This window comes from Rhodanobacter sp. DHB23, from assembly GCF_014842975.1.
In the GTDB taxonomy this organism is placed as follows: domain Bacteria; phylum Pseudomonadota; class Gammaproteobacteria; order Xanthomonadales; family Rhodanobacteraceae; genus Rhodanobacter_A.
Genome location: NZ_JACYXK010000011.1, coordinates 1 through 12,440, shown reverse-complemented (window position 1 = coordinate 12,440; position 12,440 = coordinate 1). Strand labels below are relative to the sequence as shown.

Below are 12,440 nucleotides of genomic sequence, written 5' to 3'. Positions count from 1 at the left end.
CGAGCGATGACGCTGGTATGCGGGCAAACAGACCCGGCCCGCAGGGTTGTCATCGAATGGCCGCCATGCGGCAGCGCGCGGCTTGGCCTGATCGCCAGTCAGGCCGGCGCCACGCCCTACCACCTGGCGGCCACTCGATGACAACACGGGATGCTTGGAAACCATGGGCAGGCTCTCAGATGACCACCAAGTCCGCATGCAGCGCGCCAGCCTGCTTCAGCGCCTGCAGGATGGAGATCAGGTCGCTGGGCGAGGCGCCCACCTGGTTCACCGCGCGCACGATGGTGTCCAGGCTCACGCCCGGGCCGAACTTGAACATGTGGCCGCCGTCCTCGCTGACCTGCACGTTGCTGGAGGGAACCACCACGGTCTGACCCTTGCTGAAGGCCCCCGGCTGGCTGACCTGCGGCTGCTCGCTGATGGTGACCTGGATGGAACCGTGCGCCACCGCCGCCGCGGAGACGCGCACGTCCGAACCGATCACCACGGTGCCGGTGCGCGAGTTCACCACCACCCGTGCGGGCGGGTCGCCCGGGGTTACGTCCAGGTTCTGGATGGTGCCCAGCCATGCCACCTTCTGGGTCGGGTCCTGCGGCACGCGCACGTCCACCGTGCCGCCGTCCACTGCGCGCGCGGTGCCCGAACCGTAGGTGCGGTTGATCGTGTTCACGATGCGCGAGACGGTGGTGAAGTCCGGCGTGTTGAGGTTCAGCCGCAGGTCGTCCGTGCCCGCGAACGCGGAGGGCACGCTGCGCTCCACCGTGGCGCCGCCGGGGATGCGTCCGCTGGCGGAGATGTTCTTCTCCACGCTGCTGCCGCTCTTGCCCTTCGCGGTGATGCCGCCCACCACCACGCTACCCTGCGCGATCGCATAGACGTTGCCGTCGGCGCCGCGCAGCGGCGACATCAGCAGCTCGCCGCCGCGGATGCTCTTGGCGTTGCCGATCGAGGCCACGGTGACATCGATGGCCTGGCCGGGCTTGGCGAACGGCGGCAGCTCGGCGGTGATGGTCACCGCCGCCGCATTCTTCAGCTGCGGTGCCGTCACGCCCGCCGGGATGTTGACGCCGAACTGCTGCAGCATGTTCTCCACGCTCTGCGTGGTGAACGGCGTCTGCGTGGTCTGGTCGCCGGAGCCGTCCAGGCCCACCACCAGGCCGTAGCCGATCAGCTGGTTGGTGCGCACGCCGCCGACCGAGGCGAGGTCGCGGATCTTGTCCGCGCGGGCGGGAACGACAGGCAGTGCGAGCAACACGACGGCAAGCGCCAGCACGGCGCCCTTGACGCCCGCCCCCCGCCGGAGCGGGGGACGCGGCTGGCGGAGGGGCTTGGACAGGCAACGCTTGATGAAGGCCAGGGCAGCTTCCCGCGACCGCATCCCCTCCCCCCAACCCTCTCCCCGGCGTGGAGCGGGAGCAAGCGTGGCGCGCGGGTTCGCACGCTCGTTCCAGGCGGTGACCTTCAGTGTGTTGGGCCCATGGCGTTTCATTTAGAAGGGCATCCACTTGGAATTGAAGAAGCGCGACAGCCAGCCCTGTGTGTTCGCATCGGCCAGGGTGCCGCGGCCGGTGTAGGAGATCTGGGCGTCGGCGACGCGGGTGGAGGGCACGGAGTTGTCCTGCCCGATGTCCTGCGGGCGCACGATGCCGGCGATGCGGATCAGTTCCTGGCCCTGGTTGATGGTGAGCCACTTCTCGCCGCGCACCATCAGGGTGCCGTTGGCCAGGCGCTTCACCACGGTGACGGTGATGTTGCCGGTGAGCTGGTTGCTCTGGCTGCTGGAGCCGGTGCCGTCGAAGCTGCGGTCGCCGTCGGTGGCCACCGTGGCGCCGTTGATCGTGCGGCCGAGGATGGTGGGCGCGCCGAAGCTGGTCTTGTCGGTCTTGCTGGTGCTGGTGCTGGCCTTCTTCACGGCCTGCGTGTTCTCCACCAGCACGATGGTCAGGACGTCGCCGGTGCGGTGCGCACGCGAATCGGAGAACAGCTCCATGCCCTGCTCGTCGTGGTAGATCGAGCCGTCGGCGGGCGGCGCCGATTGCGCCGGCTCCGGCGGCGTGGCGGCCCACATCGCGTCGTCGCGCTTCTGCTTCTGCATGACGGCGCAGCCCGACAGCAGGAGCAGCGCGGCGGCGAGGACGGGATACGGGAAAAGGGCCGTGGTGCGCACGATGGCCAGCCTCACATGTTGGTGGTGAGCGTCTGCAGCATGCTGTCTGCGGCGCTGATGGATTTGGAGTTCATCTCGTAGGTGCGCTGGGTCTGGATCATGTCCACCATCGCCTCCACCACGTTGACGTTGGAGGACTCCAGCGAGCCCTGCAGCAGGGTGCCCATGCCGTTCACGCCGGCCTGCCCGGTCTGCGGCGTGCCGCTGGAGGCCGTTTCCTCGTAGAGGTTCTGGCCCACGGACTGCAGGCCCGCCGGGTTGATGAAGTCGGCCATCTGCAGCACGCCCACCTGCTGCGGCGCGGCCTGCCCCGCCAGCGTGACGCTGACCGTGCCGTCGGTGCCGATGGTGATGCTCTGCGCACCCTGCGGGATGGTGATGGCCGGCTCGATCGGGTAACCGTCGGCGGTCACGATCTGGCCGTTGGCGTCGGTGTGCAGGGAGCCGTCGCGGGTGTAGTCGGTGGTGCCGTCGGGCATGGTCACCTGCAGGAAGCCGCGGCCCTGGATGGCCACGTCCAGCGCGTTGCCGGTCTGTGCGATCGCGCCCTGGGTGAACATCTTTTCGTTGGCCACCACGCGCACGCCGGTACCCATCAGCAGGCCCGAGGGCGACTGCGTCTGCTGCGTGGTCTGCGCGCCGGGCTGGCCCAGGTTCTGGTACATCAGGTCCTGGAATTCCGGGCGCGAAGACTTGAAGCCGGTGGTGCTGGCGTTGGCCAGGTTGTTGGAGATGGCATCCAGGTTCGTCTGCTGCGCATCGAGGCCGGTCTTGGCGATCCAGAGGGAGGAGAACATGGGATGGCTCCGCTAAAAATGGCTTGAATCAGTCCGACTGCAGCAGCTTGATGCTGTCGTCGGCGTCGTCTTCGGCGGTCTTGATCGACCGCACCTGCATGTCGTACTGGCGCGACAGCGAAATCATCCGCACCAGCTCTTCCGACGGATTGACGTTGCTGCCTTCCAACGTGCCGGACACCAGCTGCACGCCGGGGTCGGCATCGGCGCTGCTGCCGTCGTTCATGTGCAGCAGGCCGTCGGCGCCCTTGGAAAGCTGCGAGGGGTCGGGATTGACTAGCTTGATCTGGTCGATCTGGTTGAGCGAACTCGGCGCCTGCCCCAGCGGCACGGAGGAAATGGTGCCGTCGCCGCCGATCACGACCTGGGTGCTGGCGGGAACGGTGATCGGGCCGCCGCTGCCGATCACCGGATTGCCGGCAGCGTCGGTGAGCGTGCCGTCGGCGGCCAGTTGCAGGCTTCCGGCACGCGTGTAGGCCTCGCTGCCGTCCGGCGCCTGCACCGCGATCCAGCCCGAGCCGCTTACCGCCACGTCCAGCGGGCGGCCGGTCTGCTGCAGGGTTCCCTGTCGTTCGTCCCGCCCGATGCCCTGCGCCACGGCGTTGATGCGCGAGGGGCTGCCCGGCCCCAGCACCGGCAGGCTGCGGAACGCGTCGAGCTCGCTCTTGAAGCCGGTGGTGCTGGCATTGGCCAGGTTGTGGCTCACCACGTCCTGGGCCCGCATGATCTGCGTGGCCCCGGTCATGGCGATGTAGACGGAACGATCCATGGTGACCTACCTCGGCGGGTTTACCGCGAGACGGCGCTGAACAGCGTGGAGGCCAGCGTGTCGTCGGTGGACAGCACCTGCGCATTGGCCTGGTAGTCGCGCTGCGCCTGGATCATGTCCACCAGTTGCGCGGTGGTGTCGCTGGTGTTGGATTGCTCCAGCGCACCGGACTGGATGGTGCCGTACTGGCCGCTGCCCGCCGTGCCCATCACCGCCGTGCCCGAAGCCGTGCTGGCCGCCCAGCTGGCGCTGCCGAGCTGGGTCAGGCCCTGCAGGTTCTGGAAGTTGGCCATCGCCAGTTGGCCCAGCTCGCTGCTCTGGCCGTTGGAGTAATTGGCGGTGACGACGCCCGTGCTGTCGACGTTGATCGAGGACAGCGCGCCGGCGGTGTAGCCGTTCTGGCTGATGGTGCCGGCGGCGTAGGCGGAGCCGTACTGCGTGGTCTGGCTGAAATTGATCGACAGCGCCTGCGCGTTGGCGCCGTTGCCGTAGTTCAGCGAGTTGAAGTTGACGATGCCGTTGGCCGGCGTGGTCAGCGTGCCGGACGAACTGAAGGTCAACGCCTGCGTACCGGCGGACTGGCCGTCCACGTACAGGTTCGCGTCCCAGGTGTTGGTGCCGGTCTTCACGTAGTAGACGGTGGCCTGGTGCGACGAACCAAGGCTGTCGTACACGGTGAACGTGGTCGAATTGTTGAAGGTGGCGGGATTGGTGGGGTCGAAGGCCAGCGTCGGCGCGGTGGCATCCGCCGGCAGGTTGGAGGTGATCGTCGCCGTGCTGGTGGGCGTGGCCGCGCTCTGTGCGGTGACCAGGTTCAGGTTGGTCAGCGTGCTGGTATCGACGCTTTTGCTGGCGGCGCTGTAGGGGTAGACCTGGACCTTGTAACCGTCCTGGGTGACCACGTTGCCGTTCGCATCCTGCTGGAACGCGCCATCGCGCGTGTAGGCATAGCCGTTGCCGGTATTCACCACGAAGAAGCCGTTGCCGCTGATCGCCATGTCCAGGCTGTTGCCGGTGGTCTCGATGTCGCCCTGGGCGAACTGCTGCGCCACGCTGGTCAGGCGCGTGCCGCTGCCCACCGCGGTGGCGCTGAGGTTGACGCCGCTCACCGCGTAGATGTCCGCGAACTCCGCGCGCGACCCCTTGAAACCGGTGGTGTTGGCGTTGGCGATGTTGTTGGCGATCACGTTGAGATCGGCCTGTGCGCCGTTCAGGCCGCTGAGCGCTTGGTTGAGTGCCATGACTTCGTTACCTCGTTGGAAGGGTTGTTGTCGGCGATCAGTTGATCTGCGCGATCGAACTGAGCGGCACGCCGCCCACGCCGTTTACCTGCACGTACGTACCCACACTGCTGCCGCCGTAACCGACGCCACTGACCGAGCCACTGGCATAGGTGGAAAGCGCGTTGCCGCTCTGGTCCGCCGCCGTGATGCTGTAGGTTCCCGCCGGCACCGGGTTGCCGCTGTCGTCCGTGCCGTCCCAGCTGAATTTGGCCAGGCCGGCCTGCTGGGCGCCCAGGTCGATCGTGCGCACCTCCTTGCCGCTGCCGTCCTTGATGACGAGCTGCACGTCGGAAGACGCATTGGTCACGCCCACGGCCCCGCCCAGCGCACTGCCGGCGTAACTGAGGTTGTCGGACGGCACCAGCACGTTGCGCCCCACCAGGCCGACCGAGCCGAGCACCTGCGAGGTCTGCATGGCGCTGGCGACCTGGCTGGAGAGGTTGCTGACCGTGGTGTTGAGGCTCTGCGTGGAAGCCAGCTGGCTGAACTGCGCCAACTGCGACACGAACTGGGTGTTGTCCATCGGATTGGTGGGGTCCTGCGCCTGCAGCTGTGCGGTAAGCAGCTGCAGGAAGTCGGCCTGGCTCATCGAGCTGCCGAGCGCGCCGCTGAGGGAGCTCGTGCCGCTGCTGGTGCTGCTGGTGCCCGAATAGCCGTAACCAGCCGCGCCGGCGGAGTTCGTGGTGTTGGTGTTGATCGTGGTCATGGCGGGAGACTCACTGGCCCAGGGTCAAGGTCTTGACCATCAATTGCTTGGCGGTATTCATCACCTCGACGTTGTTCTGGTACGAGCGGGACGCCGAGATCATGTTCACCAGCTCATCCACCGGGTTGACGTTGCTGCCGTAGACGTAGCCGTCGGCATTGGCCAGCGGGTTGCCCGGTTCATAGCGCTGGGGGATCGCATCCTGGCTTTCGGTGATGCCGAGCACCTGCACGCCCGCACTGGCGCCGGCATCGGCATTGCTGTTGCCCTGGCCGTCGCCGAACTGCGCGAGCTGCTGCTTCTGGATGGCGGCGAACAACGGCTCGCGCGAGCGGTAGGCGCCCTCGGGAGTGCCCGACACGCTCTCGGCGTTGGCCAGGTTGCTGGCCACGGTGTTGAGCCGCAGCGACTGCGCGGCCATGCCCGAACCGGCCACGTTGAAGATGGAATCGAGTGACATCAGCTCTGCCCTCCGGTGATGGCGGTGCGCAGCATGTGGATCTGCGCCGTGATGAAGGAAAGACTGGCCTGGTAATGCACGCTGTTCGCGGCGAAATCGGCCTGCTCGACCTGGGCGTCGACGGTGTTGCCGTCCATGCTGGGTTGCGTCGGCACGCGATACGCCAGCGCCGTGCCGCCGGCGGGCGCGTTGCCGATCTGCCCGGCCGAGGTGGTTTCCAGCTGCAGGTTGCCGCCGGCCTGGTTGCCGGCCGCAGCCAGCGCCTTGCGAAAATCGATGTCGCGCGCGAGGTAGCCGGGCGTGTCGGCGTTGGCCAGGTTGTTGGCCAGCACTTCGGCACGGCGCTGCCACAGATCCATCGCCTGGGTATGAATGCCAAACAAGTCTTGTGGGATGGTGCTCATCGGTCTGCTCCGCGTGCGATTGCCGCACGGAGCAGGAGGCAAGTTGCATGCCACTACGCCGGAACCCTTGCCACGACTGGGCTGGCGGGGTTTGCGCCACGCCACCGCGAAACGGCGCTCTGAGTGAAGTCGGATTGTTGACGCCCGCAGGGCGTCGGTTTCAAGGCATCAGCCCGGCGCCGCATCCGCCGGCAGCAGTTCGAATACTGCCTGCGCCAGCAGGTCGGGCTGGAACTTGGCGACGAAGGCGTCAGCCTTCACCTCTTTCACCATCGCCTCGTTGAAGCCGCCGGACAGCGAGCTGTGCAGCACCACCTTCAACCGGCACAACTGGGGGTCTTCGCGGATCGCACGGGTCAGCGCGTAGCCGTCCAGGCGCGGCATTTCGATGTCGGACACCACCAGCTTCACGCCCTCGTCCGGGGCGCCCGCGGCCAGCTTGCGCAGCTTGTCCAGCGCTTCGCGGCCGTCCTTCGCCACCACGCACTCGATGTTCATCTGCTTGAACAGCGCCACCAGGCGGCGGCGGGCGATCAGCGAATCGTCCGCCACCAGCACCCGTCGCGGCGACAGCACGCGGGCATCGGCAAGGCGCTGCATCTGTATGGAAAGGTCGGCCGGCGTCGAATCGATGCTGGCCAATACCTGCTCCACATCCACCACCGCCAGCAAGGCGCCGTCCAGCCGGGTCACCGCGTTGACCCGGTTGCCGAAGCCCAGCGCAGCAGGCGGTGCGGCCAGCTTGTCGCCATCGCACTGCACCATGCGCTGCAGGTCGGCGACCAGGAAACCCTGCACCGAGCGGCTGAATTCGGTGACCATCAGGTGCGCCGAGGCCTCGTCGCGCAACGGCGGATAGCCCAGCGCTGCGGCCAGATCGATCACCGGGATGGTCTGCCCGCGATAATCGCAACTGCCCGCCAGCAACTCGTGGACGCCCATCATGCGTTCCAGCGGCGGGCGGCGCATCACCTCGCGCACCTTGAACACGTTGATGCCGAACAGTTGCGCATCGCCGAGCCGGAACAGCAACATGGCCACACGGTTGTGGCCGGCCAGCCGGGTGTGTTGCTCCACTTTTTCCAGCAGCGTGCCGCCCATGCGGTCTCCTCAACCATTTGATCGCCGCGCGCAGCGCGCCCTACGCGCACGGTATCGACCACCCCACCCCCGGCTTGAGCCGTTGTCGTGGCACACGGCTTGCTTTCTCAAGACTCGGCGGGTTTGGCCGATGCAGTGCCCGGCACTGGTCTGCCGCCCCTCGACATTCAAGGTGATATTCACCCCATGAGCCTGATCTGGATCCAGCACCTCGCCCCCCTGGTGGAAGCCGCTGCCGCCGGCGACGACGCACGGCTTGCCGCACTGCGCCGCCAGTACCCCCGTGCGGCGCAGGTGCTGGCGCCCTTGCTGGCGCGCGTCGCCAGCCGCCCACCCGCGACCGTGGCGCTGCAGGCCGTGGAGCAGCAGAGCCTGGTGCTGGCCGCCGTGCAGCAACTCGCGCGCGAGCAGGCTTCGCTGGGCAAGGCGGCCGACGATGGCCGCAGCGGCGTCGACAGCTTGACGGAAGGCAGCGCCGGCATCTCGACGGCCCTGCAGCAAGTGGGCGCCGAGCTGGAGCAGGCCTGCAAGGCCAGCGTCGCCGGCAACGGCTCGGTCAGCGAGCTGGATGGCCAGCTGCGCCTGCTGCGCAGCGCATTGGCAGCCATGAACCGCAACCAGAGCAAGCTGGCCGAGCAAGTGGAGCAGATCCGCAAGCTCACCACCTCCGTGCAGGAAATCGCCCACCAGACCAACCTCGTGGCGCTGAACGCGGCGATCGAGGCCGCGCGCGCCGGCGAGGCCGGCCGCGGCTTCGCCGTGGTCGCCGACGAGGTCAAGCAACTGGCGGAAAAGACCTCCCTCACCACCGCCGAGATCGAGAACGTCACCAGCTCGATCGGCGACTTCTCGACGCAGTTGAACGGCGACGTGCAGCACAGCCTGCAGCAGCTGGAACGCGCGCAGGCTGGCGCGGCGCAGTCGGGCAGCACGCTGGATTCCGGCAACCAGTCGCTGCAGGCGGCCAGCGAGCGCGTGCGCAAGCTGCAGCAGAGCAATGACACCCAGCACGCCCGCGCCACCAGCGCGCAGGCCGCGCTCGGCTCCCTGCAACGCCGGGCCGGCGAGGCGCGGCGCCAGTCCGATTCGCTGCAACGCGCCGCCCTGCTCTCCCACCGGTTGAGCCTGGACTGGCTGGAAACCGGCAGCGGCAACGACCCGGGCAGCCTCAGCCTGATCGTGCGCGAAGCTTCCCTCAACCTGCGCCAGGCCGCCGAACTGGCCCTGCTCGATCCGGCCGCGGTCGATCGCCGCTGGTTCGACACCCACGCGATCCGCTCCAGCGTCGAACGGCTGCGAGCCCTGCAGCCGCACCACCCGGCCGCGGCCGGCCTTGCCAGCGCCGGCGCGCAGTTGTGCGAGCAGGGCACCCGCTTCGTCGCCCTGCTCTGCGACGGCGAAGCCGCGCAGGCCAGCGCACTCTCGCAGCAGATCGATCCCGCCCGCGATACGCTGCTGGGGCAGCTCAATACCCTGCTGGCGGACGCATGAGCGGACTCCATGCCAGCATCGGGCTGTTTGCGCTGGCATGGCTTGCCGTGGCGTGGCCGGGCGTCGGTTACGCCGCCGCCGCGTCGCCCGATGCCGTCCGGGCCGCCGCCGAACGTGCCGTGCAGGCCCGTTTCGACCTGCCCGGCAATCGCGTGGTGGCCCAGGCTTTGCCGCTGGATCCCCGCCTGCGACTGGCGAGCTGCGACCAGCCGCTGCGTGCGGAACTGCCCGACGCCGTCCGTCCCGCACCGCGCCTCAGCGTACCCGTGCAATGCCCGCAGGCCGGCTGGGCCGTGCGCGTGCAGGTGCAGGTGCAGCTGTTCCACCATGTCCTGGTGACCAACCGGCCGTTGCAGCGCGGCGACGGACTGGACCCGGCGGACGTGCACGTCGAAGAGCGTGACCTGACCCGGCTGGGCTATGGATACATCGACACCTTCGACCAGCTGACCGGGCGCAGCCTTGCCCGCGCCCTGCCCGGCGGCAGCGTACTCACGCCGGCCGCACTGGGCGGACGACAGACGGTGCGCGCGGGCGATCATGTCCAGGTACTGGCCCAATTGGGCGACATCGTCGTCCGTGCGGACGGCATCGCCCTGGGCAGCGGCGACAACGGCGCCCGCCTGCGCGTGCGCAACGAAAGCTCGGGCAAGGTGGTCGATGCCATGGTGCGCGGCCCCGGCGAAGTGCAGGCCTTGCCCTGAGGACCAACCATGCCTTCATCTATGCGCCTTCACCCTCTAAAGTTCCCATACGGCCGGCCGATGCAACGGCTACAGGGGCACTCTGAAACGAGTACGGACACATGAATACGACCATTTCAAACAATGGCTTGCCGAAACTCCAGCAGACCACTGGCCCTGCCAGCAGCAGCCAGGCTGCGGATTCTTCCTCCGCAGCCGGTTCCGGTGCCCCTGTTGCCCAGGCCGACGACCAGCTCAAGCTGACCGACTCGGCCAAGGCCTTGCAGCAGGCCTCCCGCACCAGCGCCACCGAAGTCGACTCACAGCGGGTCGAGCAGGTACGGCAGTCGCTGGCCAATGGCAGCTACAAGATCGATGCAGGCCGCATCGCCGATCGCCTGGTCTCCATGGAACGGCAGCTCGGTGGTGCGAGCAAGGCATGACTTTGCCCCTGCGACCCGAACTCGACCAGGCCATTGCAGCCGTGCTGGGTGACATGCGCCTGGCATTGGAGCTGCTCGCGCAGGCGCTTGAAGACGAACGCGCCGCGCTTGTTGCCGCCGATACCGTGGCACTTGGCCAGGCGGGGACGCGCAAGCAGGCACTCATGCAGCAACTGGAGCAACTGGATGCCGAGCGGCGTCACCTTGCAGGCGAAAGCATCGAGGCCAGGCCGGATCCAGCCTGGCCCTCCATCGTGCAATCGCTGCAGCATTGCCATCAGCTGAACCAACGCAACGGCAGCATCGTCAACCAGCGGCTGCAGATGGTGCGCCAGGCGTTGGCCGTGCTGACCGGGACGGATGGCGGCAAGGGGCTCTACGATCGCAGCGGCGAACTGCATACCACGGGACGCTCGCGTCCGCTGGCAGCCGCCTGAAGCGAGGCTGGCATACCACCGCCGGACACGCGGCTGGTTCAACAGCGAGCCATCGGCCACGGCTCGCCCAATCGACAAACGCGACGCCGGATCAACCATGAGCTCCTCCCCCACGACAACCGCTCCTGCCGCAGCCGCCACCTCCCGGGGCTACGACGGCGCATCCCCGCAGTTGCCGGTGTTGCGCGTTCCGCTGCTCAACCGCGAGCGCGACCTGTACGCCTACGAAATCCTGTTCCACCGCGAAAACGGCGACGAACAGGAATTGCTGCGCAGCATACTGGCGATGATCACCGACGGTGCCTTGACCCGGCTGGTCCGCGGCAATCGCGCGTTCCTCAACCTGCCGGCCGAATTGCTGCCGGAAGATGCCGACGTGTTGCTGCACCAGCCACGCATCGGCGTGGTGCTGCAGCCCCATGCGGCCAACGACGACGCGCTGATGGCGCGCCTGCAGCTGATGGCGCAGCGTGGCTGCCAGTTCATGCTGGACATCGGCGACATGGAACCCGGCCGCGATCCGTCGTCCGAGGCACTGCTGCAGATGGTGCAACTGGTGCGCCTCGACGCCGCCCTGTTGTCGCCGGAATTGTTCGCCCAGCGCGTGAAGAGCCTGCATGCCCGTGGCTTGCACGTCGTCGCAGGCCATGTGAACGACCACGCGACCTACGAACGCTGCCTCGAACTGCCGCTGGAAGCGATCCAGGGCCGGTACCTGCTGGTGCCGCAGCCGATGGCCGTGCCCGTGCTGACCGCCAACCGCCTCAGCATGCTGCGCCTGATGGGCGCTCTGCACGAAAGCAACCCCGGCCCGGTCGAACTCGGCAACATCATTCGCGATGACGCCGTGCTCAGCTACAAGCTGCTCAGCTGCGTCAATTCAGCCTACTTCGCGCTGCCGCGGCAGCTGAAATCGGTGCAGCAGGCCGCGATCTTCTTCGGCGTCGCCCGCATGCGCAACTGGATCGACACCATGGCCATGTGCAGCATGGACGATCGCCCTCCGGAGTTGTTGCGCGCCGCGCTCATCCGCGCCCACATGTGCGAGGAACTGGCCCAGGGCATGCCACACGGCAGTACCGAGATGGCATTCACCGTCGGCCTGTTTTCCTTGCTGGACACCCTGATGTGTGCACCGATGGAATTCCTGCTGACCCATCTGCGCCTGGTGCCGGAGATCAGCGATGCACTGACCGGCCGCGGCGGCCCCTTCGCCACGATCCTGCAACAGATCCTTGCTTGGGAAGCCAACGAGTTGACCAGCGCGCAGGTGCCTCCGCAACGGATCCAGCGACTGGCCACGGTTTACCTCAATGCCACCCAGTGGGCCGATCAGGTCTACGCCAGCGCTAACGAAAAGAGCGCGTAACAGCGGCTTCTGCGCAGACTCCCGCCCATCCCGTGCCCCATTCGTTGCAGTCGCAGCGGATGGATCGTCCGTGCGCTGAATCAGCCCCCCAAGCAAGCCCACGCCATCATCCCGTCTCCTTGAGGGACAGGTTGTGCGTGCTTGAGGGGCGAAGTCAAATGAGAAGAGTGGCGCAGGCTTGCTGCCATGCACGCGGAGAACGGTTATCGACGTGTACGAACAAGCGCGCGCTCCGAGCGGGCCGGTGGCGGCCGATGGAATAGTGATGATAGGCGAAGGGCGGCGGCGGGGTGGCGGGTTCGGTCCAAGGGTAGGCCGCAAAAGCAAACA

General features: G+C 67.5%; 14 protein-coding genes. 5 read left to right on the top strand and 9 right to left on the bottom strand.

All coding sequences use genetic code 11. The features are described 5' to 3' along the window. Positions 1-175: 175 nt before the first annotated feature. From IHE47_RS00240 to IHE47_RS00200, 9 genes are all read right to left on the bottom strand, one after another. Positions 176-1,378, bottom strand: coding sequence for a flagellar basal body P-ring protein FlgI (locus IHE47_RS00240; protein ID WP_192102955.1), 1,203 nt, complete (start codon positions 1,376-1,378; stop codon positions 176-178). Between the two features lie 111 nt (positions 1,379-1,489). Continuing rightward, on the bottom strand, positions 1,490-2,167 hold the full coding sequence (gene flgH / locus IHE47_RS00235; protein ID WP_343227406.1) for a flagellar basal body L-ring protein FlgH: 678 nt from the start codon (positions 2,165-2,167) through the stop codon (positions 1,490-1,492). Positions 2,168-2,178: 11 nt separating this feature from the next. Beyond that, the gene (flgG, locus tag IHE47_RS00230) at positions 2,179-2,964 is read right to left on the bottom strand and encodes a flagellar basal-body rod protein FlgG (protein WP_192102953.1); all 786 of its coding nucleotides are present in this window, start codon (positions 2,962-2,964) and stop codon (positions 2,179-2,181) included. A gap of 28 nt (positions 2,965-2,992) precedes the next feature. After that, entirely contained in the window at positions 2,993-3,733 is a 741-nt protein-coding gene (flgF, locus tag IHE47_RS00225) for a flagellar basal-body rod protein FlgF (RefSeq protein WP_192102951.1), read from the bottom strand. Positions 3,734-3,753: 20 nt separating this feature from the next. Then, positions 3,754-4,974, bottom strand: coding sequence for a flagellar hook protein FlgE (gene flgE, locus IHE47_RS00220; RefSeq protein WP_192102949.1), 1,221 nt, complete (start codon positions 4,972-4,974; stop codon positions 3,754-3,756). 37 nt (positions 4,975-5,011) lie between these two features. Continuing rightward, positions 5,012-5,722 (bottom strand): flagellar hook capping FlgD N-terminal domain-containing protein, encoded by a 711-nt coding sequence (locus IHE47_RS00215; protein WP_192102947.1) that lies wholly within the window; start codon positions 5,720-5,722, stop codon positions 5,012-5,014. A gap of 10 nt (positions 5,723-5,732) precedes the next feature. After that, entirely contained in the window at positions 5,733-6,182 is a 450-nt protein-coding gene (flgC, locus tag IHE47_RS00210; protein WP_192102945.1) for a flagellar basal body rod protein FlgC, read from the bottom strand. After that, positions 6,182-6,586 carry a flagellar basal body rod protein FlgB gene (flgB, locus tag IHE47_RS00205; protein WP_192102943.1) on the bottom strand — a complete coding sequence of 135 codons (405 nt, stop codon included), beginning with the start codon at positions 6,584-6,586 and terminating at the stop codon, positions 6,182-6,184. Before flgB ends, flgC begins: the two co-directional genes overlap by 1 nt. 168 nt (positions 6,587-6,754) lie before the next feature. After that, on the bottom strand, positions 6,755-7,687 hold the full coding sequence (locus IHE47_RS00200) for a chemotaxis protein (RefSeq protein WP_192102942.1): 933 nt from the start codon (positions 7,685-7,687) through the stop codon (positions 6,755-6,757). A 186-nt stretch (positions 7,688-7,873) separates the two neighbouring features. On the opposite strand from IHE47_RS00200, the gene IHE47_RS00195 reads away from it, so the two are divergent. The 5 genes from IHE47_RS00195 to IHE47_RS00175 all read left to right on the top strand — a co-directional run bounded on the left by IHE47_RS00195 (position 7,874) and on the right by IHE47_RS00175 (position 12,110). Further along, positions 7,874-9,178, top strand: coding sequence for a methyl-accepting chemotaxis protein (locus IHE47_RS00195; RefSeq protein WP_192102940.1), 1,305 nt, complete (start codon positions 7,874-7,876; stop codon positions 9,176-9,178). Next, complete coding sequence (gene flgA, locus IHE47_RS00190; RefSeq protein ID WP_192102938.1) at positions 9,175-9,882, top strand: flagellar basal body P-ring formation chaperone FlgA; 708 nt, start codon at positions 9,175-9,177, stop codon at positions 9,880-9,882. Before IHE47_RS00195 ends, flgA begins: the two co-directional genes overlap by 4 nt. 101 nt (positions 9,883-9,983) lie before the next feature. Next, positions 9,984-10,304 (top strand): flagellar biosynthesis anti-sigma factor FlgM, encoded by a 321-nt coding sequence (gene flgM, locus IHE47_RS00185; protein ID WP_192102936.1) that lies wholly within the window; start codon positions 9,984-9,986, stop codon positions 10,302-10,304. Next, positions 10,301-10,741, top strand: coding sequence for a flagellar protein FlgN (locus IHE47_RS00180; protein WP_192102930.1), 441 nt, complete (start codon positions 10,301-10,303; stop codon positions 10,739-10,741). Before flgM ends, IHE47_RS00180 begins: the two co-directional genes overlap by 4 nt. Positions 10,742-10,838: 97 nt before the next feature. Beyond that, positions 10,839-12,110: an HDOD domain-containing protein gene (locus IHE47_RS00175; RefSeq protein ID WP_192102928.1), complete on the top strand. Its 1,272-nt coding sequence runs from the start codon at positions 10,839-10,841 to the stop codon at positions 12,108-12,110. The last annotated feature ends 330 nt before the right edge of the window (positions 12,111-12,440 follow it).

What these genes read in the sequence shown, in the direction of transcription:
- flgM (WP_192102936.1), top strand. Translation starts at nt 9,984, where the DNA reads ATGAATACGACCATTTCAAACAATGGCTTGCCGAAACTCCAGCAGACC.
- flgF (WP_192102951.1), bottom strand. Translation starts at nt 3,733, where the DNA reads ATGGATCGTTCCGTCTACATCGCCATGACCGGGGCCACGCAGATCATG.
- IHE47_RS00180 (WP_192102930.1), top strand. Translation starts at nt 10,301, where the DNA reads ATGACTTTGCCCCTGCGACCCGAACTCGACCAGGCCATTGCAGCCGTG.
- flgC (WP_192102945.1), bottom strand. Translation starts at nt 6,182, where the DNA reads ATGTCACTCGATTCCATCTTCAACGTGGCCGGTTCGGGCATGGCCGCG.
- flgE (WP_192102949.1), bottom strand. Translation starts at nt 4,974, where the DNA reads ATGGCACTCAACCAAGCGCTCAGCGGCCTGAACGGCGCACAGGCCGAT.
- flgB (WP_192102943.1), bottom strand. Translation starts at nt 6,586, where the DNA reads ATGAGCACCATCCCACAAGACTTGTTTGGCATTCATACCCAGGCGATG.
- IHE47_RS00195 (WP_192102940.1), top strand. Translation starts at nt 7,874, where the DNA reads ATGAGCCTGATCTGGATCCAGCACCTCGCCCCCCTGGTGGAAGCCGCT.
- IHE47_RS00215 (WP_192102947.1), bottom strand. Translation starts at nt 5,722, where the DNA reads ATGACCACGATCAACACCAACACCACGAACTCCGCCGGCGCGGCTGGT.
- IHE47_RS00175 (WP_192102928.1), top strand. Translation starts at nt 10,839, where the DNA reads ATGAGCTCCTCCCCCACGACAACCGCTCCTGCCGCAGCCGCCACCTCC.
- flgA (WP_192102938.1), top strand. Translation starts at nt 9,175, where the DNA reads ATGAGCGGACTCCATGCCAGCATCGGGCTGTTTGCGCTGGCATGGCTT.
- flgG (WP_192102953.1), bottom strand. Translation starts at nt 2,964, where the DNA reads ATGTTCTCCTCCCTCTGGATCGCCAAGACCGGCCTCGATGCGCAGCAG.
- IHE47_RS00200 (WP_192102942.1), bottom strand. Translation starts at nt 7,687, where the DNA reads ATGGGCGGCACGCTGCTGGAAAAAGTGGAGCAACACACCCGGCTGGCC.
- IHE47_RS00240 (WP_192102955.1), bottom strand. Translation starts at nt 1,378, where the DNA reads ATGCGGTCGCGGGAAGCTGCCCTGGCCTTCATCAAGCGTTGCCTGTCC.